This window comes from Kosakonia sacchari SP1 (assembly GCF_000300455.3).
Taxonomy (GTDB): Bacteria; Pseudomonadota; Gammaproteobacteria; order Enterobacterales; family Enterobacteriaceae; genus Kosakonia; species Kosakonia sacchari.
On sequence record NZ_CP007215.2, the window covers coordinates 3,333,039 to 3,352,448 of the forward strand.

A 19,410-nucleotide genomic window follows, 5' to 3' on the forward strand; every position below is an offset into this window, starting at 1 on the left:
CGCCCTTTTTTGTGACAGGGACTACAATTTATTTTCACGAGGAGAGTGACGCTGGCAGGAGAGTTATGACCCAACACGCGCGAAATTTTTCATTAAAAGTACTCACCATTAATACCCATAAAGGCTTCACCGCGTTTAACCGCCGCTTTATTTTGCCCGAGCTGCGCGACGCAGTGCGCACCGTTAGCGCTGATATCGTCTGCCTGCAAGAGGTGATGGGCGCGCATGAAGTTCACCCGTTGCATGTGGAAAACTGGCCGGACACCACCCATTACGAATTCCTTGCCGATACTATGTGGAGCGATTACGCCTACGGGCGCAATGCGGTTTATCCGGAAGGGCATCATGGTAATGCGGTGCTCTCCCGCTTTCCGATTGAGCACTATGAAAACCGCGATGTCTCCGTTGACGGCAGCGAAAAACGCGGCCTGCTCTACTGCCGGATTGTGCCGCCGGATCTCGGTCACGCTTTGCATGTGATTTGTGTCCACCTGGGGCTGCGGGAAGCGCACCGCCAGGCACAACTGACGATGCTGGCGGAGTGGGTCAATTCACTGCCGGAAAACGAACCGGTGGTGGTCGCTGGCGACTTTAACGACTGGCGGCAAAAAGCCAATCACCCGTTGAAAACGCAGGCCGGGCTGGAGGAGATCTTCACCCGCGCGCATGGCCGCCCTGCCCGTACGTTTCCGGTAAGCCTGCCGCTGCTGCGCCTCGATCGTATTTATGTGAAAAACGCGAACGCCAGCGCACCGACCGCGTTGCCGCTGCGTAACTGGCGTCATTTGTCCGATCATGCCCCACTGAGCGCGGAGATCCATCTATGAAATGTAGCTGGCGGGAAGGTAATCGCATTCAGTTGCTGGAAAACGGGGATAACTATTACCCCGCGCTGTTTGACGCCATCGATCATGCAAAACAGCGCGTTATTCTGGAAACCTTTATCTGGTTTGAAGACGATGTCGGGTGTCAGTTGCAGCAGGTATTGTTGCGCGCCGCCCAGCGCGGGATCAGCATCGAAGTGCTGCTGGACGGCTACGGTTCGCCGGATCTGAGCGAACCGTTTGTCAGTGCGTTGACCTCAGCCGGGGTAATTTTCCGTTACTACGATCCCGGCCCACGGCTGTTCGGTATGCGCACCAATCTCTTTAGACGTATGCACCGCAAAATCGTGGTGATCGATAATACGGTGGCGTTTGTTGGCGGCATTAACTACTCGGCAGAGCACGTCACCAGCTACGGCCCGGAAGCGAAACAAGATTACGCCGTGCGGGTTGAAGGCCCGGTGGTGCTCGATATTTTGCAATTTGAACTGGAGAACTTGCCGGATAACGCACCGGTTAAACGCTGGTGGCGCAAGCGTCGCCATCGCCCGGAGGAAAACCGCAAACCAGGCGAAGCGCAGGCGCTGTTTGTCTGGCGCGACAATGATGATCACCGCGACGACATTGAACGCCACTACCTGAAAATGCTGGCGAACGCGCGCCGCGAAGTGATTATCGCCAATGCTTACTTTTTCCCCGGCTACCGTTTGCTGCACGCCATGCGCAGCGCCGCACGGCGGGGCGTCACGGTGAAACTGATTGTGCAGGGTGAACCGGATATGCCGATTGTGAAAGTCGGTGCGGAGCTGCTTTATAACTATCTTCTGAAGGGCGGGGTTCAGGTGTATGAATATCGCCGCCGCCCGCTGCATGGCAAAGTGGCGCTGATGGATGATCACTGGGCCACTATCGGCTCCAGCAATCTTGACCCGCTAAGTTTGTCACTCAATCTCGAAGCCAATCTGATTATTCATGACCGTGTGTTTAACCAGACGCTGCGCGACAATTTGCTGGGGCTGATTAATAACGACTGTGTGCGGGTAAATGAGTCAATGGCGCCGAAACGAACGTGGTGGAACCTCGGAAAAAGCGTGGTGGTGTTCCACTTTTTACGCCACTTCCCGGCAATGGTCGGCTGGTTACCGGCACACACGCCAAGGCTGGCCGAGGTGGAGCCGCCCGTTCAGCCCGAAATCGAAACCCAGGATCGGACTGAAGCGCAGCACTCAGGGGTGAAACCATGACATCACGCTCACATCCGCGCTGGCGGCTGGCCAAAAGGATCCTCACGGTACTGTTTTTTGTTGCTGTTGCAGTGCTGCTGGTGCTGTATGCACAAAAAGTGAATTGGGATGATGTCTGGAAAGTCATTCGCGACTATAACCGCACCGCGCTGCTTAGCGCCGTCGCACTGGTGGTGGTAAGTTACCTGTTATACGGCTGCTATGACTTGCTCGGCCGCGCTTATTGCGGGCACAAGCTGGCAAAACGCCAGGTGATGCTGGTGTCATTTATCTGTTATGCCTTTAACCTGACGCTCAGTACATGGGTGGGCGGCATCGGTATGCGCTATCGGCTTTACTCACGTCTTGGTCTGCCGGGCAGCACGATTACGCGCATTTTCTCGCTGAGTATTACCACCAACTGGCTGGGCTACATTTTGCTTGGCGGGGTGATTTTTACCTTCGGCGTGGTGCAGATCCCGGCGCACTGGTATATCGACGACACGACGCTGCGCATCGTTGGCGTGGTGTTGCTGCTGGTGATTGCGGTCTACCTGTGGGGTTGCGCGTTCGCCAAACGCCGTCATCTGACGATTAAAGGCCACAAGCTGGTGCTGCCATCGTGGAAATTTGCCGTTGCACAGTTGGCTATTTCCAGCGCCAACTGGATAGCCATGGGGGCGATTATCTGGCTGCTGATGGGCATGCAGGCCGATTTCTTCTTCGTGCTTGGCGTGTTGCTGGTCAGCAGTATCGCGGGCGTCATTGTGCATATTCCGGCGGGGATCGGCGTGCTCGAAGCGGTGTTCATCGCCCTGCTCGCCAGCGAACACGTTTCACAAGGCATGATTATCGCCGCCCTGCTCGCCTACCGTGTACTTTACTACTTCTTGCCACTGCTGCTGGCGCTGGTTTGCTACCTGTTGCTGGAAAGCCGGGCGAAAAAGCTGCGGGCGAAAAACGAAAAAGCGTTGGCGCAGCAGTAAGTTTTTAGCGCGAGTTGGTGCCCGGCAAGAGATACGACAGCAGTTCCAGCGTTCTGAAAAAGGCGGTGATGACCCCAAGCCAGATAGCCAGTGCGCCACGGATCGCACTGCTCTGCACGGTGGTAAAGTCGCGGGCGTAGAGCTTACGCGCGCTCACAGCAATGGATTTGCTTTTGTAGGCGCTTACCGCGCTAAAGAACAGCACCGCCATTATGCTACCGAACCACAGCAGCGGACCGCTGTGACGCAGGCTGTTTACCGCTATCGCCAGTAACAGACCCGCCAGCGCCATCAGCCAGTAGTAACCGCTGCCGCGCAGGGATGAACCGGCAAAATGGGCAATCGCCGCGCCAAGTAGATACATGCCGTCGGTTATCGCCAGATGCACGACGATCCCGCCGAGTGGAAACAGGCTGGCGAGCAGCAAGCCCGAGAGGATACTCATCAGCGCCAGACCGGCTAACGCCGACCAAGTATTGAAGCGGTCAAAAAGAACGTTGAGCACCAGGGCGACGACAAACCAGAGGATCGCCAGCAGCACAATGATCGCGCTGTGTTCGGTAAACGTGCGGAGCGCCATGACATCCAGCACCAGCCAGGCCGTTGCGATACTCAGCGCCATCCCTGCCGCCAGCCATAAGCAAATATTGACCATCAACTCGGCAGGCGCGACCTGTGCAGGCTGGATCCAGCCAAAGGGTTTCACCGGGTTCCTCCCTGAATAGCGGCTGTCCGCAAGGCAAAAAAATCCCGGCAAATGCCGGGATCGTGAAGCGGGATATTAACGGCGGTTGCCGAAAATACGCAACAGCATCAGGAACAGGTTGATGAAGTCGAGGTACAGCGTCAGCGCGCCGAGAATGGAGGATTTACGCAGCTGCGACGCGTCGCGAACATCGATTTGCTGACCGATATTTTTCAGCTTCTGCGTGTCATAGGCGGTCAGACCAACAAAAATCACCACCCCGATATAGGTCACCGCCCACATCAGCGCTTCACTCTTCAGCCAGAAGTTGACCAGTGAGGCCAGCAGAATACCAATCAGCCCCATAAACAGCATGCTGCCGAGACCGCTGAGATCGCGTTTGGTAGTGTACCCATACAGGCTCATCGCGCCAAACATCCCGGCGGTGACAACAAAGGTGGCGGCGATAGATTGCGCGGTATAGACCAGCAAAATACTGGAAATCGTCAGCCCGGTTAGCGCCGAATAGAGCATAAACAGCGTGGTTGCCAGCCCGGCGCTCAGCTTATGAATTAGCCCGGAAAGCACAAATACCACCGCCAGTTGCGCAATCACCAGGCCAAAGAAGGTTATTTGGCTGGAAAACACAAACGACATGATGGCTTCGCTGCGCGCGGCGTACCAGGCGACAAACGCCGTCAGCAGCAGGCCGCAGGTCATCCAGCCATAAACCTGCGCCATATACGTTTGTAAGCCGGTACGGCTGTGCTGAACAATAGAATCAGAACGAGGGAAACGGTCCATAATCACTCCAGATTGATGGGTTAGCCTTTTAAGGTTAACACATCTCTGCTCAACGGATTACCAACGTTCCGCCGCCTGCTTGTCGCTGTCGCGGGCTTCCACCCAACGATCGCCTTCCGGCGTCGCCTCGCGTTTCCAGAACGGCGCGCGGGTTTTCAGGTAATCCATAATGAATTGCCCGGCGTCAAACGCGCTGCTACGGTGCGCGCTGGCTACGCCAACAAAGACAATTTCGTCACCTGGCCACAATTCGCCCACGCGGTGATAGACGGTGACGCGCCCGAGCGGCCAACGGCTGCGCGCTTCATCAACGATCTCCGCCAGCGATTTTTCCGTCATGCCCGGATAGTGCTCCAGCGTTAACGCACTGACGCTGTCACCTAAATTGTGATTACGCACTTTACCAGTAAACGTCACTACCGCGCCGTCTTCATCGCGCGCCGCCAGCCAGGCGTACTCATCACCGACGCAGAAGGTCGCATGATCGACGCAAATTCGCGTTTCGCTCATTTCAGCCCCCGGTGACCGGCGGGAAGAAAGCGACCTCATCGCCGCTTTGCAACGGATGATCAAAGCTGACCAGCGTCTGGTTGACCGCCGCCAGCAATTTGCCTTCTTCCAGCGCCAGCGCCCAGCGATCGCCCTGTGCGGTCAGATGCTGGCGTAGCGCCTCAACGGAAGGGAAAACGGTATCGATGGTAGTGCTGTCGCAGCCGACCAGCTCGCGCACCTGCGCGAAAAAAAGGACTTTAATCATTGCTATCCGCCCTGAAATCACCGGATTTGCCGCCGCTTTTCGCCAGCAAGCGCACCGGGCCAATCACCATATCTTTTTGTACCGCTTTGCACATATCGTAAATAGTTAACGCGGCCACCGAAGCGGCGGTCAGCGCTTCCATCTCCACGCCGGTTTTGCCGCTCAGGCGGCACACAGCTTCGATGCGCACACGGTTATGTTCCGGCTCCGCCTGCAACAGCACTTCGACTTTACTCAACAATAGCGGGTGGCACAGGGGGATCAATTCCCAGGTGCGTTTCGCCGCCTGGATCCCGGCGATACGCGCGGTGGCAAAGACATCGCCTTTATGGTGGCTACCGTCGACGATCATCGCCAGCGTTTGCGGCAGCATGGTGACAAACGCTTCAGCGCGTGCTTCACGGACGGTTTCCGCTTTGGCGGAGACATCCACCATGTGCGCTTCGCCGTCGGCGTTAATATGGGTCAGTTGTGACATAACTTATTTCTTAAGATGGGGGTAGAAATTACACGGGCGCGTACGCGCATCCAGCTGCGGCGCAATAATATTTTCCCATGCGGTGCGACAGGCTTTGGTCGAACCGGGCATGGCAAAAATTAATGTCTTATTCGCTATACCGGCAACCGCGCGGGATTGCAGCGTCGCGGTGCCTATTTCTTCAAAAGAGAGCATGCGGAACACTTCGCCAAACCCTTCGACTTCGCGATCGAACAGCGGCAATAACGCTTCCGGTGCCTGATCGCCTTCCGTTAAACCGGTACCGCCGGTGATCAATACAACCTGCACATTATCGCTTGCGATCCACGCGGAAACCTGGGCGCGAATGGCGTAACGGTTCTCTTTGACGATGGCTTTATCGACCAGTTGGTGACCGGCTTCATGCGCGGCGTCGCGCAGCCAGTGACCGGAAGTATCGTCTTCTTCACCGCGACGGCTGGAGACCGTCAAAATAGCTAGCCTGACCGGAATAAACTCCGCGCTGACCTGGCTCATGTCATTCTCCTTGCGGTTTAACCGCCGATGTATGAAAGATTTTGCGTAATACCTGTATTGCCCTGATGCAGGAAGTGCGTCTGCTTTTTGTGCGTTAACGCTACTGCAATACGCTGTTCAAGCATCGCCTGCTGCGCATCGTCTTGCAGCAGATCGCGCAGATTCACGCCGCCATCGCCAAACAGGCACAGATGCAGTTTACCGGTCGAGGAGACGCGCAGACGGTTGCAACTGGCGCAGAAATCTTTCTCATACGGCATGATAAGGCCGATTTCACCCTCGTAATCCGGGTGGCAAAAAACCTGTGCCGGACCGTCGCTGCGCTGGCGCAACTGGTGGATCCAGCCGCGTTTAAGCAGTTCATCGCGCAGCACCATGCCTGAGATATGGTGGTTGCGGAAAAGCTCGCTGCCCTCGCCGGTTTCCATCAATTCAATAAAGCGTAGCTGGATGGGGCGCGATTTGATCCACGCCAGAAAGGTGTCGAGCTGATGATGATTCACGTCACGCATCAGCACGGTGTTAACTTTGACTTTGGCAAACCCGGCGCTGAAGGCGGCATCAATGCCGTCCATCACCTGGCGGAATTTATCCTGCCCGGTAATAGCGTGAAACTGACGCGCATCGAGACTGTCGACGCTGACGTTGATGGCGGTAAGGCCAGCGTCGCGCCACTGTTTAGCGTCGCGCGCCAGGCGGTAGCCATTGGTGGTGACGGCAATCTGGCGGATGGCGCTGTTTTCACGCACTGCGGCGATGATGTCGGTGAAATCGCGGCGCAGGGAGGGTTCCCCGCCGGTCAGGCGCACTTTTTCTGTGCCCATGGCGCTAAACGCGCGCGTAACCCGGCGAATTTCTTCGACGCTCAGGAAGCCATTATTGTTGACGCCGCTCGGCTTGTAGCCGTCAGGCAGACAGTAAGTGCAACGGAAATTGCACACATCGGTGATCGATAAACGCAAGTAATAGAACTTACGCGCGAACGCATCGGTAAGTTGTGAGGCCATGTACACCTTTCCAAGTACGGGAGATGCAGTCATTTCTTCCTGCACCCTGGCAGCAGAACCGTTCGGTTTGCTACGGCCAAAGCACCATGTCGTGAGAGTTAGGTTGCTTAGGCTTGAGTGTATGTTTTGTCAGTAACGCTAAAATTGCTTAAGCGATAGTAGCGCGAACGTCGGGCTTTCGCTATCACGATCATCGCTATATAAACTCATACATAGCGACATGATCGTGCACTTTCGCTACAGAGTACGTGAAAATCGCCTTTTTGCTTTGATATGTGTCATTTTCCTCTCTGCGCGGCATCGTCTTTTGGTGGTATTTAGGCTAACGTAGCGCGGTAAATTTTCATAAGGAACCATTATGCGTAATCGCACACTTGCAGACCTGGATCGTGTTGTCGCCCTCGGCGGCGGGCATGGCCTCGGGCGAGTGATGTCTTCGCTGGCCTCGTTGGGATCGCGGCTTACCGGCATTGTCACCACCACCGATAACGGCGGTTCAACCGGGCGTATTCGCCGCTCTGAAGGCGGGATCGCCTGGGGCGATATGCGTAATTGTTTAAACCAGCTCATTACCGAACCGAGCGTAGCCTCGGCGATGTTTGAGTACCGTTTTAGCGGTAATGGCGAACTTTCCGGGCATAACCTCGGAAATTTAATGTTAAAGGCGCTCGATCACCTCAGTGTGCGGCCTCTTGAAGCGATCAATTTAATTCGCAATTTATTAAAAGTGGACGCGTTTTTAATCCCGATGTCTGAGCAACCGGTCGATTTGATGGCTACCGACAGCGAAGGGCATCAGGTTTATGGCGAGGTCAACATCGACCAGCTTCATGCACCAATCCAGGAATTAATGCTGTTTCCAAAGGTCCATGCCACTCGCGAAGCGGTACAGGCTATCGCAGAAGCGGATTTGATTATCATCGGTCCAGGCAGCTTTTACACCAGCCTGCTACCGTTACTGCTGCTGGACGATCTGGCGCAGGCATTACGCCGTACACCCGCACCGGTCGTTTACATTGGCAACCTCGGTAAAGAACTCAGCCCCGCCGCCGCCAGCCTGACGCTGGCAGACAAACTGGCGATTATGGAGCAGTACGTCGGCAAAAAAATCATTGATGCCGCCATTGTTGGTCCGAAAGTCGATACGCGGGATGTTAGCGATCGGTTAATCATTCAGGAAGTGCTGGAAGCCAGCGATATTCCCTACCGCCACGACCGGCATCTGCTGCGCGTAGCGTTGGAAAAAGCGGTGCAACATCTGGGTTAAAACGCAGGCGGCGGGAATTTTTTCTCCCGCCAGCACTTTGCTTAATTTCTTAAGGTTGTCTTAAAAATCGGCTGTCAGCATAGCGCTACTTTCATTGCTGGATCCGAGTATGCGTATGCTTCACCTTCGTCGGCCAACCTTAAGCCGCCTCCACTTTATTCTGCTCTTTGCCGCTTATATTGCGCTGGGCCTGAATATTACGTTTTATCACCAGGCATTCATTTTATTGCCGGTGAACTCATTGCATAACTGGCTGGTTTTTCTCTCCATGCCGCTGGTCGCTTTTAGCGTCATTAATATTGTGTTGTCTCTGGCGTCGTTTGTGCGTCTTGATCGCCTGGTTATCTCACTCTTTGTGCTGGTGAGTTCGGCGGCGCAATATTTCATTTCGACGTTTGGCATTATTATCGACCGTTCGATGATCACCAATATTCTGGACACCACCCCGGCAGAAAGTTTCGCCCTGTTGTCGACAAAATTAGTGCTGACGCTGCTGCTGACAGGCATTCTGGCGATAGCTATCGCCTGGTGGATTAAAATAAAACCGGCCCGCTCCGCGTTACGCAGTGTAATGTTGCGCGTTGCCAGCATCGTAATTTCTGTGCTGGTTATCGTGGCGGTGGCGTTGCTGTTTTATAAAGATTACGCCTCGCTGTTTCGCAATAATAAAGAGCTGGTGAAATCACTCAGCCCGTCAAACTCAATTACCGCGTCACTTTCCTGGTATTCCCATAACCGCACCGCCAACCTGCCGCTGGTGAGAATTGGCGAAGATGCGCGTCAACGCCCGGAAATGCAGCACGGTCCGCACAAAAATCTCACCATTCTGGTTCTGGGTGAAACCTCGCGTGCAGCGAACTTTTCGCTCGGCGGTTATGAGCGTGAAACCAACCCGTTGTTAAAACAGGATAATGTTATTTACTTCCCGAACACGGCTTCCTGTGGGACCGCGACCGCTGTCTCCGTACCGTGTATGTTCTCCGGCATGACGCGCGCCCATTATGACGATCAACTGGCGGCGCATCAGGAAGGGTTGCTGGATATTATCCAACGCGCCGGAATTAACGTGCTATGGAATGAGAACGACGGCGGCTGTAAAGGCGCGTGCGATCGTGTTCCGCATCAGGATATGACGCAATTAAACTTGCCGGATTACTGTATTAAAGGCGAATGCCAGGATGAGATCTTATTCCACGATCTCGCCAGTTATATCGATAAATTGCAGGGCGACGGGATGATTGTATTACACACCATTGGCAGCCATGGGCCGACGTATTACAACCGCTATCCGGCGCAGTTCCGTAAATTTACACCGACCTGCGATACCAATGAAATTCAGACCTGCTCACAGCAGCAGCTGATAAATACCTACGACAATACCATTTTGTATGTCGATTATATTGTTGATAAAGCGATAAAATTGCTGCAATCGAAGCAGGATAAATTCACCACCAGCCTGGTTTATCTCTCCGATCACGGTGAGTCGCTTGGCGAAAATGGCGTTTATTTACACGGCCTGCCGTACTCCATCGCGCCGGAAACACAAAAACATGTTCCGCTGCTGATTTGGCTGTCGCAGGAGTATCAAGCGCGTTATGCCGTGAACAGCCAGTGTCTGCAAAAAAATGCGCGGGAGAAGGCGGTTTCACAGGACAACCTCTTCCCGACGATGTTGGGTATACTGGGTGTCAGCACGAAAGAGTACCGTGCTGAAGACGATCTTTTAACCGCGTGCCGGGGGCAGTTGAAATGAAGATTCTGGTGGTTGAGGATGATGCTCTGCTGTTGCAGGGGTTGATTCTGGCGATGCAAAGCGAAGGGTACGCCTGCGATGGCGTTTCTACCGCACATGAAGCTGCGCTGTGTCTGGCGAACGGTCATTACAGCCTGCTGGTGCTCGATTTGGGTCTGCCGGATGAAGACGGTTTACATCTGCTCACCCGATTGCGCCGCGAAAAATATACGCTGCCGGTATTGATCCTCACCGCCCGCGATACGCTTGAAGATCGCGTTGCGGGGCTGGATACCGGTGCAGACGACTACCTGGTTAAACCCTTTGCGCTGGACGAGCTGAACGCCCGCATTCGCGCGCTGCTGCGCCGCCATAATAATCAGGGCGATAACGAAATCAGCCACGGTAATCTGACGCTGAATGTAACACGCCGCCAGGCGTGGCTGGATGAACAGTTGCTGGAGCTGACGCCAAAAGAGTACGCCCTGCTGTCGCGCCTGATGCTGAAAGCCGAAAGCCCGGTACACCGGGAGATCCTCTATAACGATATTTACAACTGGGATAACGAACCGTCGACGAACACGCTGGAAGTGCATATCCATAATTTGCGCGACAAAATCGGCAAATCGCGTATCCGCACAGTGCGTGGGTTTGGTTATATGCTGGTGCAACCGCAGGAACGGAGCTGATTGATGGCGCTCTTCAACTTCAGGCGCTGGAGTATGCGCCGCCGTTTGTTACTCACCATTGGTGGCATTCTGGTGTTTTGCCAGCTGGTCAGCGTGTTCTGGCTGTGGCATGAAAGCGAAGAGCAAATACAGCTGCTGGTGCAGGCAGCCATTCATAACCACAACAATCGCAAACATATCGAGCATGAAGTCCGCGAAGCGGTGGCCAGCCTGCTGGTACCAAGCCTGCTGATCATCGGACTGGCGCTGCTGCTCTGTATGCAGGCGGTAAAAACCATTACCCGTCCGCTGCTTGAGTTGCAGGAAGAACTGAATAAACGCACGCCGAACAACCTGCAACCCATCACGCTGAACAATAGCGTCAGCGAAGTGGAAGCTGTGACCTCATCGATTAACGAGCTGGTCTCCCGCCTGACGCTAACCCTCGACAGGGAGCGATTGTTTACCGCCGACGTTGCCCATGAGCTGCGTACGCCGCTGGCCGGGTTACGTCTGCATCTGGAATTGATGGCGAAAACCAGCGGTATCAACGTCGACCCACTGGTGCAACGACTTGAGCAAATGACGGAAAACATTGCTCAATTGTTGCTGCTGGCACGCGTCGGGCAGTCATTCTCCGCCGGTAGTTACCAGCAGGTGATGCTGTTGCAGGATGTGGTGCAACCCATTCGCAGTGAACTGGAACAGATGCTGACCGCGCGCCAACAGATGCTGGAAATTGCAGAGCCAGAAAAGGACATTGCGGTCGCCGGTGATGCCACGCTGCTGCGGTTACTGGTGAGAAACCTGGTCGAAAACGCCCACCGCTATAGCCCGACAGGATCGACCATTACCGTACGTATCGAAAACGCTGCAACACCGGTACTGGCGGTGGAAGATGAAGGGCCGGGTATTGATGAAAGCCGCAGCGGAGAGCTCAGTAAAGCCTTCGTGCGTATGGACAGCCGCTACGGCGGCGCAGGCCTGGGATTAAGCATTGTGTCGCGTATCGCACAACTGCATGACGCGCAGTTCTTTTTGCACAACCGGCTGACGCAATCTGGCGTACGGGCGTGGGTAAAATTTCTCCCCGGTGCCCGCCAGGCGTAAATCAGTAAGTCAGCACCCACAGACGGGCAAAACCAATCACTAGCGCCAGCACGAAAGCGACAGCGAAAAACTCACGAACCTTAAATTGTTGCATCAGATTGCCCTCCAGAATACCGGTGGGCAGTGTGTCAGGCGTAGGTTAAGCCAACATTAAGAGAGCCCGGACAGGCTCTCTTTTTTGCTATTTTGTGCGGTCATATCACCGCGCTGATTTCAGGATGCGGCAATAAACAGATCGCGCAGCTGGTGCAACTGGTCGCGTACTTTCGCCGCCTCTTCGAACTCCAGGTTCTGCGCATGCTGCATCATCTGGCCTTCGAGTTCGTGGATTTTCTGCTGCAGCGCTTTTGGTGTGAGCGCCAGTTCAGCCGCTTCCACCTGAGCAGGTGTACGCGTTTTACCACGCCCTTTCGCGCGCGTCTTCGCTAGCCCTTCGCCAAGCGCCAGAATATCCACCACTTTCTTGTTCAGGCCCTGCGGGGTAATGCCGTGCTCTTCGTTATAGCGTTGCTGTTTCTCACGACGACGCTCGGTTTCGCCAATCGCTTTCGCCATCGACGGTGTGATCTTGTCGCCATACAGAATCGCTTTACCGTTGATGTTACGTGCCGCGCGGCCAATCGTCTGGATAAGTGAGCGTTCAGAACGCAAGAAGCCCTCTTTGTCGGCATCCAGAATCGCCACCAGCGAGACTTCCGGCATATCCAGCCCTTCACGCAGCAAGTTGATGCCGACCAGCACATCGAACTCGCCAAGGCGCAAATCGCGGATAATTTCCATACGTTCAACCGTGTCGATATCCGAGTGCAGATAACGCACCCGTTCGCCGTGCTCTTCCAGATACTCCGTGAGATCTTCCGCCATGCGTTTGGTCAGCGTCGTCACCAGCACACGTTCGTTAATGGCGGCGCGCTGGCGAATTTCAGAGAGCAAATCGTCCACCTGGGTCGCCACCGGGCGCACTTCAATCACCGGATCGAGCAGACCGGTCGGGCGCACCACCTGATCAATCACTTCGCTGCCCGATTTCTCCAGCTCGTAATTGCCCGGCGTTGCCGAAACATAAATTGACTGCGGTGCCAGCGCTTCAAACTCTTCAAATTTTAACGGTCGGTTATCCAGCGCCGACGGCAGACGGAAACCATACTCCACCAGCGTCTCTTTACGCGCGCGGTCACCACGATACATCCCGCCGATCTGCGGAATAGTCACGTGTGATTCGTCGATTACCAGCAGACCATCGGCGGGCAGGTAGTCGAACAGCGTCGGCGGCGGCTCGCCCGGCCCGCGCCCGGAAAGATAGCGCGAGTAGTTTTCAATCCCCGAGCAGTAGCCCAGCTCGTTCATCATTTCCAGGTCGAACTGGGTACGCTGGCTGAGCCGCTGCTCTTCCAGCAGTTTATTATTTTCCAGCAGCGACTTACGGCGTTCTGCCAGCTCAACTTTGATCTCTTCCATCGCCTGCACGATCCGCTCGCGCGGCGTCACGTAGTGCGTTTTCGGGTAGATGGTGAAGCGTTGAATGCCCGACTCAATATGACCGGTCAGAGGGTCGAACAACGACAGGCGCTCGACTTCTTCATCGAATAATTCGATACGCAGCGCCAGATCGTCAGATTCTGCCGGGAACACATCAATAACTTCGCCGCGTACGCGGAAAGTGCCGCGCTGGAATGCCTGATCGTTGCGGGTATATTGCAGCTCCGCCAGGCGGCGCAGGATCGCGCGTTGATCGATGATCATGCCCTTAGTCAGGTGCAGCATCATTTTCAGGTAGAGATCCGGATCGCCCAGACCGTAGATCGCGGAAACGGAGGCCACCACAATTACATCGCGACGCTCCAGCAGCGCCTTCGTCGCTGACAGACGCATCTGCTCAATATGTTCGTTCACCGAGGCATCTTTCTCAATGAAAGTGTCAGAGCTTGGTACATACGCTTCCGGCTGGTAGTAATCGTAGTAAGAGACAAAATACTCCACCGCGTTATCCGGGAAGAACTCTTTCATTTCACCATACAGCTGCGCGGCCAGCGTTTTGTTCGGTGCCAGCACCATTGTCGGGCGCTGGAGATCGGCAATCACATTGGCGACGGTGAAAGTCTTCCCTGAACCCGTCACCCCGAGCAGCGTCTGGTGCGCCAGGCCGTCTTCCAGACCTTCCTTGAGGCGGCGGATAGCTTCAGGCTGATCGCCGGAAGGACGAAAAGCGGAATTCAGTTTGAACGGTTTACTCATGAACGGCTACCTGATGAAGGAATGAGCGGGCAGGTAACACATTTTACTCACCCTGTTCACTTTTGCCAATAAATAACACTGGATGAAAAAACAGTAGCGAAACAGGCAATCTGTACTACTCCCCGTTAGGGCACCGCTTCTCCCCTCAAATTTCTGCGCGGACAAGATAAAACACTAACCCTTTCAGGTTATCCCCAAAATTTTTCCTCTTTTAACATTTGTCAAGCAAGCCTTTGAAAGTTTTGTGGCAGCGGGTGACACTTTTCTTACAGGCATTGCTTTTATATAACCAATTGATTATTAAAGTTAATATCAAAAAGACGTGTTTAACACCAATTCAGGCGCAACCCGCGTCCTCTCTCGCTTGCCGCATGTTTTCTAACTCTAATACACAAGGTTATCCACAGGAATAGTGGATAACTGCCGCCAGGCCGGATGCCTAGCCTTCCCGCCAAATCCCATTTTGTCCCAGGCGGGTGGCGCTAAAAATTTATTATCTTTTCTTTTTGATAATTATCGGCAAACGAAACGCAGGATCCGCATGAGATCATTCTCACAGATCCAGCGATTGCTGCACCACAACTCAACACTGCAAGCACTGGCAAAGTGCAGAATTTTTACCTGGCTTCTTCCCTCCTCACGTTTTAAAAGCCACTTTTCTCAGCGGCATCCGAAAAAAAAGCCTTTTTTATGTTCTGGCAAGCCTTTTGCAGAATCATCGTGGTCATCAGATCCGAAACAAGGAGCGGACAATGTTGAGCTTACGGGCAGTAAACCAGTATTACGGTAATCAGCATACATTGTGGAATGTCGACCTCGATTTATCCCCCGGGGTCTGCACATCAGTTATTGGGTTGCCAGGCATGGGCAAGACGACACTGGTGAATTGCATCACTGGCTATTTACCTATTGAAAGCGGCAGCATGATTTGGCAGGACGTGGGCGCACCGCCGCGCGATTTGCTCTCTTTGCAAGCTGAACACCGCAGCGCCATCGGCATCAGCTATGTGCCGCAGGACAGGCGGATTTTTTCGCAACTTACCATTGAGGAAAATCTGCACGTCGCGATGCGCGCCGGCAGTGAACCGGGCAGCGCAGTGCGGCGGGATATTTACGATTTGTTCCCCGAACTGTATGAGCTGCGCCAGGTACGTGGCGCGGAGTTGTCAGAGGATAATCAACAACAGTTAGCGATGGCGCGGGCGCTGGTTACGCACCCACGGCTGTTGATCCTCGATGAGCCAACGCGCGGTCTGGGGCAGGCTTTTATTCATAAACTTGGCAATTTGATCGTGCGGCTCAACCAGGAGTTTGGCATGACCATTCTGCTGGCTGAACAGCACTTGTCATTTATTCGCCGGGTCGCCGACCGTTTCTGCCTGCTGCACCGCGGGCGCAATGTCGCGCAGGGCGACGTTAAACTGCTTGATGATCCGCTGCTCTCAAAGTGGATGACACCGGAGTCAGGACACTGAGATCAAGATAATGACCCGTTTTTTCTTTTTCCGGTGCGTGGGCAAACCAGGGAATTTCGCCAATCAGCGGAGCCTGCATCACGCGCCGAAGCGTTGCCAGATACTCCGGGTGTCGTCTGCCTGGCTGCACCACATCGTTGGCAATCCAGCCCGCCAGCCGTAACCCCGCCTGGCGAACCGCTTGCGCGGTTAACATGGCATGGTTGATACAGCCAAGTTTTACGCCAACGACCAGAATCACCGGCAGCTGTTCCTGCACCACCCAATCGGCGAAAGTGAACGTCTCTGAAAGCGGCGTAAACCAGCCCCCTGCACCTTCAACCAGCAGCCACTCCGCTTGTACTTCCAGCGTGCGCAGCCCGGCGGACATTACCTGTGCGTCAATGGGCTCACCCACATCTGCACTCACAATATGCGGTGATGTGGGTTCTGCGAAGGTATACGGATTGACGGTCTTATACGCCATCGGCAGGCTGCTGTGGTGTTGCAGTGCCAGCGCATCGCTGTTGCGCAGCCCCTCTGCGGTCATCTCACTCCCGGAGGCCACCGGTTTATAACCCGCGCTGCGTAAACCACGCAGATTTGCCGCCTGCAAAAGCGCGCAACTGGCGACAGTTTTCCCGACTTCCGTATCCGTACCGGTCACAAAATAGCGTTCAATCACGGACGATCACTCCCCAAAAAAGATGGTATGTCAGCGGGCATTTGCCCTGCTGCTGCGGCCAGGCCAGCTGCAAGCGTTGCAGTTTGCCGCGTGTCAGCCCCTGCTGCCTGCCCACATGTAAATGTGTTGCGCCAATACCTTTTAGCGAACGCAGCGCGGCGGTCGCATCGTCAAAATGCAAGGTTATGGTCTCGACGCCACTACGCAGACGCCAGCCGTGCAAAGCCTGTTTGATGGTTGGCAAGGTTAAGAAACGGTTGGCGTGCGGATGGTCATCAATCGCGCGCCACGCTTCGTTCAGCTCCGGCAGTGAGGCCGCGACCAGTGTCGTAAAGGCAACACAACCGCCGGGTTGGGTGACGCGATACAACTCACCGACAGCCTGGCGCAAATCATCGCACCACTGCACCGCCAGGTTGCTCCAGACCAGTGAAAATTGCGCATCCGCCAGCGGCATGGCTTCAATATCGCCCCTGACATAGCGTTGCGCGCTGTGCTGACGGCGCGCTTCATCAAGCATATTCGCTGAGAGATCCAACGCCGTTACTTCGCCGCCCTGCCCGCGCCAGTAGCGGCTCATTGCGCCCGGCCCAGAACCAGCGTCCAGCACCTGACCAGGCGTGAGAGTACCCAACTTAGATAACAGCAAACTGGCGCTCCGGCGCTGCAATTCGTCGTGCTGCGCATAACTCTGTGCCGCGCGGCCAAAAGCAGCGGCGACCGCCTGTTTATTCACTGTCATGCAAGGCCTCCAGCAAACGGTCGATATCGTCGAACTGGTGCTCTGCGGTCAGCGTCAGGCGCAAACGTGCCGTACCCGGCGGTACGGTGGGCGGTCGAATCGCAGTCACCCAACAGCCGCGCTGACGCAAGCGTTCTGCCAGTCGCAGTGCGCGGTTATTTTCACCGACAATCAGCGGCTGGATTGCGCTGATGGAATCCGTCATCGTGACGGATGCGTGTGCCACGCTAGTGCGAAAATGGGTAATCAGCGCCGCCAGTTTTTCACGCCGCGCATGACCGTCGTCGCTACGAATAACCTGCAATGCCGCGCTCAGCGCCACGGCCTGCGCCGGCGGCATCGAGGTGCTGTAAATCAGATGGCGGGCAAATTGCAGCAGATAATCCGCCACCGTGTCACTGCACAACACCGCCGCACCGCTGACACCAAAACCTTTGCCGAAGGTCACCACCAGCACTTGCGGCTTGATGCTATGCAGATGACAACTGCCGCGCCCCTGCTCCCCCACCACGCCAATACCGTGTGCATCATCCACCATCAACCAGGCCTGCGCTTCCCGCGTGGCATTATCAATGGCCGCCAGTGGTGCGCTGTCGCCATCCATGCTGAATACGCCCTCGGTCACCACCAGTTGCTGTCCGGTAAGCGGTTTTGCCAGCATCGTGGTCAGTTGCCCGACATCGTTATGCGCGAAACGTCGCAGTTGCGCCGGGCTGTGGCTGGCGGCTTCCAGCAGCGAGGCGTGGCTTAATTTGTCGGCGACAATCCTGTCCTCTTTGCCCGTCAGCGCAGCAATCACCGCCTGATTAGCAGCGAAACCGGAGATAAACAGCAACGCGCGCGAGTAACCGAGCCAGTCGGCCAGTTCCTCCTCCAGCGCCTGGTGCGCGGTGGTGTAACCACTCACATGCCCGGAACCGCCGCTGCCCACGCCATAACGCTCCGCGCCCTGTTGCCAGGCGCGGATCACGGCGGGATGTTGGCTTAAACCGAGATAATCATTACTGGAGAAGTTGCAAAAGTGCTGCTCGCCAAGCGTGAGCCAGCGCCCCGCGCCTTGCGAGACGGCACGCCGTGTGCGCAGCGCATCTGCCGCGCGGCGCTCATCCAATGCGGCGTCTATACGCTGTTGCCAGCTCATACGGCTGCCGCGTTGTAATACTGGTCGGTATCGGCATGTAACAACTGTTGCTCAAGCTGCTGCTGTTGTTCGTTGTCGCCGTTCAGCACTGCCGTCTGCTGCGGGTTCAGGCCGAGCTTACGGAACAGTTGCAGATCTTTATCCTCTTCCGGATTCGGCGTGGTAAGCAGTTTGCAGCCGTAGAAAATGGAGTTCGCCCCGGCCATAAAACACATCGCCTGGGTCTGCTCGTTCATCTGCTCGCGTCCGGCAGAGAGACGCACATGCGAAGTCGGCATCATGATGCGCGCGACCGCGATGGTGCGGATAAAATCAAAGGCATCGACGTCCTCGTTATCCGCCAGCGGCGTCCCTTTTACTTTGACCAGCATATTGATCGGCACGCTTTCCGGCGGTGTTGGCAGGTTCGCCAGTTGCAATAACAGACCGGCGCGATCGTTGACCGTTTCGCCAAGACCAACAATGCCGCCGGAGCAAACTTTGATGCCCGCGTCGCGCACTTTATCGAGCGTGTCGAGGCGCTCCTGATAGGTGCGGGTGGTGATGATGTTGCCGTAAAACTCCGGCGAGGTATCGAGGTTGTGGTTGTAGTAATCGAGCCCGGCGGAAGCCAGCCGCTGCGCCTGGTTTTCATTAAGCGTGCCCAGCGTCATGCAGGCTTCCAGCCCCATCGCTTTCACCCCTTCAACCATTTTTTCGAGGTACGGCATATCGCGATCGTGCGGATTTTTCCACGCCGCGCCCATGCAAAAACGCGTCGATCCCGCGCGTTTCGCCTGGCGGGCGGACTCCAGCACCTGTTCAACTTCCATTAACCGTTCGGACTCCAGCCCGGTTTTATACCGCGCGCTCTGCGGGCAGTATTTGCAATCTTCCGGGCAGGCACCGGTTTTAATCGACAGCAAAGTGCTGACCTGAACCTGGCGCGGATCGAAATGTTGGCGATGGATCTGCTGTGCTTCAAACAGCAGTTCAAGGAGGGGTTTTTCAAACAGCGCAGTGACTTGCGACATTGTCCAGCGTGCGTGGTGAGCCATCGGGCGTCTCCAAAAGGTGTTGTTAAATCGTTATTCGGTGTAGACTCGTAAACCTAAAA

At 55.3% G+C, this 19,410-nt stretch carries 20 protein-coding genes and 1 riboswitch; of the genes, 8 read left to right on the forward strand and 12 right to left on the reverse strand.

Translation table 11 applies throughout. The features are described from left to right. Positions 1-65 precede the first annotated feature (65 nt). Genes C813_RS38750 through C813_RS38760 form a run of 3 tightly spaced genes read left to right on the forward strand, consistent with a single transcriptional unit; the run spans position 66 to position 3,033 of the window. Positions 66-827, forward strand: a complete 762-nt coding sequence (locus tag C813_RS38750; RefSeq protein ID WP_017456000.1) for an endonuclease/exonuclease/phosphatase family protein — start codon at positions 66-68, stop codon at positions 825-827. Then, positions 824-2,068 (forward strand): cardiolipin synthase ClsB, encoded by a 1,245-nt coding sequence (clsB, locus tag C813_RS38755; protein WP_017455999.1) that lies wholly within the window; start codon positions 824-826, stop codon positions 2,066-2,068. The genes C813_RS38750 and clsB overlap by 4 nt, the downstream gene beginning before the upstream one ends. Then, complete coding sequence (locus C813_RS38760) at positions 2,065-3,033, forward strand: lysylphosphatidylglycerol synthase domain-containing protein (protein ID WP_017455998.1); 969 nt, start codon at positions 2,065-2,067, stop codon at positions 3,031-3,033. The genes clsB and C813_RS38760 overlap by 4 nt, the downstream gene beginning before the upstream one ends. Before the next feature lie 4 nt (positions 3,034-3,037). Here the strand turns inward: C813_RS38760 and C813_RS38765 are convergent, their stop codons facing one another. The 7 genes from C813_RS38765 to moaA form a co-directional block, all read right to left on the reverse strand. Then, complete coding sequence (locus tag C813_RS38765) at positions 3,038-3,739, reverse strand: Bax inhibitor-1 family protein (RefSeq protein ID WP_017455997.1); 702 nt, start codon at positions 3,737-3,739, stop codon at positions 3,038-3,040. 75 nt (positions 3,740-3,814) lie between these two features. Then, entirely contained in the window at positions 3,815-4,522 is a 708-nt protein-coding gene (locus tag C813_RS38770; protein ID WP_017455996.1) for a Bax inhibitor-1/YccA family protein, read from the reverse strand. Between the two features lie 57 nt (positions 4,523-4,579). Continuing rightward, complete coding sequence (gene moaE, locus C813_RS38775) at positions 4,580-5,032, reverse strand: molybdopterin synthase catalytic subunit MoaE (RefSeq protein ID WP_017455995.1); 453 nt, start codon at positions 5,030-5,032, stop codon at positions 4,580-4,582. A gap of 1 nt (position 5,033) precedes the next feature. Then, entirely contained in the window at positions 5,034-5,279 is a 246-nt protein-coding gene (gene moaD, locus C813_RS38780; RefSeq protein WP_017455994.1) for a molybdopterin synthase sulfur carrier subunit, read from the reverse strand. After that, on the reverse strand, positions 5,272-5,757 hold the full coding sequence (moaC, locus tag C813_RS38785) for a cyclic pyranopterin monophosphate synthase MoaC (RefSeq protein WP_017455993.1): 486 nt from the start codon (positions 5,755-5,757) through the stop codon (positions 5,272-5,274). The genes moaD and moaC overlap by 8 nt, the downstream gene beginning before the upstream one ends. A gap of 3 nt (positions 5,758-5,760) precedes the next feature. Then, positions 5,761-6,273, reverse strand: coding sequence for a molybdenum cofactor biosynthesis protein B (moaB, locus tag C813_RS38790; protein WP_017455992.1), 513 nt, complete (start codon positions 6,271-6,273; stop codon positions 5,761-5,763). A 17-nt stretch (positions 6,274-6,290) separates the two neighbouring features. Next, the gene (gene moaA / locus C813_RS38795; protein WP_017455991.1) at positions 6,291-7,280 is read right to left on the reverse strand and encodes a GTP 3',8-cyclase MoaA; all 990 of its coding nucleotides are present in this window, start codon (positions 7,278-7,280) and stop codon (positions 6,291-6,293) included. After that, positions 7,268-7,412, reverse strand: a riboswitch (molybdenum cofactor riboswitch). Its footprint overlaps the gene before it by 13 nt. A 226-nt stretch (positions 7,413-7,638) precedes the next feature. Here moaA and yvcK point away from each other — a divergent pair. The 4 genes from yvcK to pmrB all read left to right on the forward strand — a co-directional run bounded on the left by yvcK (position 7,639) and on the right by pmrB (position 12,057). Then, positions 7,639-8,547, forward strand: a complete 909-nt coding sequence (yvcK, locus tag C813_RS38800; RefSeq protein WP_017455990.1) for a uridine diphosphate-N-acetylglucosamine-binding protein YvcK — start codon at positions 7,639-7,641, stop codon at positions 8,545-8,547. Between the two features lie 109 nt (positions 8,548-8,656). Then, on the forward strand, positions 8,657-10,300 hold the full coding sequence (gene eptA / locus C813_RS38805) for a phosphoethanolamine transferase EptA (RefSeq protein WP_017455989.1): 1,644 nt from the start codon (positions 8,657-8,659) through the stop codon (positions 10,298-10,300). Continuing rightward, complete coding sequence (pmrA, locus tag C813_RS38810) at positions 10,297-10,968, forward strand: two-component system response regulator PmrA (protein ID WP_017455988.1); 672 nt, start codon at positions 10,297-10,299, stop codon at positions 10,966-10,968. Before eptA ends, pmrA begins: the two co-directional genes overlap by 4 nt. Before the next feature lie 3 nt (positions 10,969-10,971). Then, positions 10,972-12,057, forward strand: a complete 1,086-nt coding sequence (gene pmrB, locus C813_RS38815; protein ID WP_017455987.1) for a two-component system sensor histidine kinase PmrB — start codon at positions 10,972-10,974, stop codon at positions 12,055-12,057. Positions 12,058-12,270: 213 nt separating this feature from the next. Here pmrB and uvrB read toward each other — a convergent pair whose 3' ends face one another. Continuing rightward, entirely contained in the window at positions 12,271-14,292 is a 2,022-nt protein-coding gene (uvrB, locus tag C813_RS38820) for an excinuclease ABC subunit UvrB (RefSeq protein ID WP_017455985.1), read from the reverse strand. 752 nt (positions 14,293-15,044) lie between these two features. Between uvrB and C813_RS38825 the strand changes: the two genes are divergently transcribed. Then, positions 15,045-15,767 carry an ABC transporter ATP-binding protein gene (locus C813_RS38825; RefSeq protein WP_017455984.1) on the forward strand — a complete coding sequence of 241 codons (723 nt, stop codon included), beginning with the start codon at positions 15,045-15,047 and terminating at the stop codon, positions 15,765-15,767. On the opposite strand, the gene bioD is transcribed toward C813_RS38825, so the two are convergent. From bioD to bioB, 4 genes are read right to left on the reverse strand one after another with little or no spacing between them, the layout of a single operon-like run. Next, the gene (gene bioD, locus C813_RS38830; RefSeq protein ID WP_017455983.1) at positions 15,709-16,431 is read right to left on the reverse strand and encodes a dethiobiotin synthase; all 723 of its coding nucleotides are present in this window, start codon (positions 16,429-16,431) and stop codon (positions 15,709-15,711) included. The genes C813_RS38825 and bioD overlap by 59 nt on opposite strands. Continuing rightward, a complete protein-coding gene (gene bioC, locus C813_RS38835) occupies positions 16,424-17,173 on the reverse strand; it encodes a malonyl-ACP O-methyltransferase BioC (protein WP_017455982.1) in 750 nt (249 codons plus the stop codon). The genes bioD and bioC overlap by 8 nt, the downstream gene beginning before the upstream one ends. Next, on the reverse strand, positions 17,160-18,314 hold the full coding sequence (bioF, locus tag C813_RS38840; protein WP_017455981.1) for an 8-amino-7-oxononanoate synthase: 1,155 nt from the start codon (positions 18,312-18,314) through the stop codon (positions 17,160-17,162). The genes bioC and bioF overlap by 14 nt, the downstream gene beginning before the upstream one ends. Further along, on the reverse strand, positions 18,311-19,351 hold the full coding sequence (bioB, locus tag C813_RS38845) for a biotin synthase BioB (RefSeq protein ID WP_017455980.1): 1,041 nt from the start codon (positions 19,349-19,351) through the stop codon (positions 18,311-18,313). Before bioB ends, bioF begins: the two co-directional genes overlap by 4 nt. Positions 19,352-19,410: the final 59 nt, after the last annotated feature.

Excerpts from the sequence above, each read along its gene's own strand:
- C813_RS38750 (WP_017456000.1), top strand. The coding sequence starts at position 66 with ATGACCCAACACGCGCGAAATTTTTCATTAAAAGTACTCACCATTAAT.
- clsB (WP_017455999.1), top strand. The coding sequence starts at position 824 with ATGAAATGTAGCTGGCGGGAAGGTAATCGCATTCAGTTGCTGGAAAAC.
- C813_RS38760 (WP_017455998.1), top strand. The coding sequence starts at position 2,065 with ATGACATCACGCTCACATCCGCGCTGGCGGCTGGCCAAAAGGATCCTC.
- C813_RS38770 (WP_017455996.1), bottom strand. The coding sequence starts at position 4,522 with ATGGACCGTTTCCCTCGTTCTGATTCTATTGTTCAGCACAGCCGTACC.
- moaE (WP_017455995.1), bottom strand. The coding sequence starts at position 5,032 with ATGAGCGAAACGCGAATTTGCGTCGATCATGCGACCTTCTGCGTCGGT.
- moaD (WP_017455994.1), bottom strand. The coding sequence starts at position 5,279 with ATGATTAAAGTCCTTTTTTTCGCGCAGGTGCGCGAGCTGGTCGGCTGC.
- moaC (WP_017455993.1), bottom strand. The coding sequence starts at position 5,757 with ATGTCACAACTGACCCATATTAACGCCGACGGCGAAGCGCACATGGTG.
- moaB (WP_017455992.1), bottom strand. The coding sequence starts at position 6,273 with ATGAGCCAGGTCAGCGCGGAGTTTATTCCGGTCAGGCTAGCTATTTTG.
- moaA (WP_017455991.1), bottom strand. The coding sequence starts at position 7,280 with ATGGCCTCACAACTTACCGATGCGTTCGCGCGTAAGTTCTATTACTTG.
- yvcK (WP_017455990.1), top strand. The coding sequence starts at position 7,639 with ATGCGTAATCGCACACTTGCAGACCTGGATCGTGTTGTCGCCCTCGGC.
- eptA (WP_017455989.1), top strand. The coding sequence starts at position 8,657 with ATGCGTATGCTTCACCTTCGTCGGCCAACCTTAAGCCGCCTCCACTTT.
- pmrA (WP_017455988.1), top strand. The coding sequence starts at position 10,297 with ATGAAGATTCTGGTGGTTGAGGATGATGCTCTGCTGTTGCAGGGGTTG.
- pmrB (WP_017455987.1), top strand. The coding sequence starts at position 10,972 with ATGGCGCTCTTCAACTTCAGGCGCTGGAGTATGCGCCGCCGTTTGTTA.
- uvrB (WP_017455985.1), bottom strand. The coding sequence starts at position 14,292 with ATGAGTAAACCGTTCAAACTGAATTCCGCTTTTCGTCCTTCCGGCGAT.
- C813_RS38825 (WP_017455984.1), top strand. The coding sequence starts at position 15,045 with ATGTTGAGCTTACGGGCAGTAAACCAGTATTACGGTAATCAGCATACA.
- bioC (WP_017455982.1), bottom strand. The coding sequence starts at position 17,173 with ATGACAGTGAATAAACAGGCGGTCGCCGCTGCTTTTGGCCGCGCGGCA.
- bioF (WP_017455981.1), bottom strand. The coding sequence starts at position 18,314 with ATGAGCTGGCAACAGCGTATAGACGCCGCATTGGATGAGCGCCGCGCG.
- bioB (WP_017455980.1), bottom strand. The coding sequence starts at position 19,351 with ATGGCTCACCACGCACGCTGGACAATGTCGCAAGTCACTGCGCTGTTT.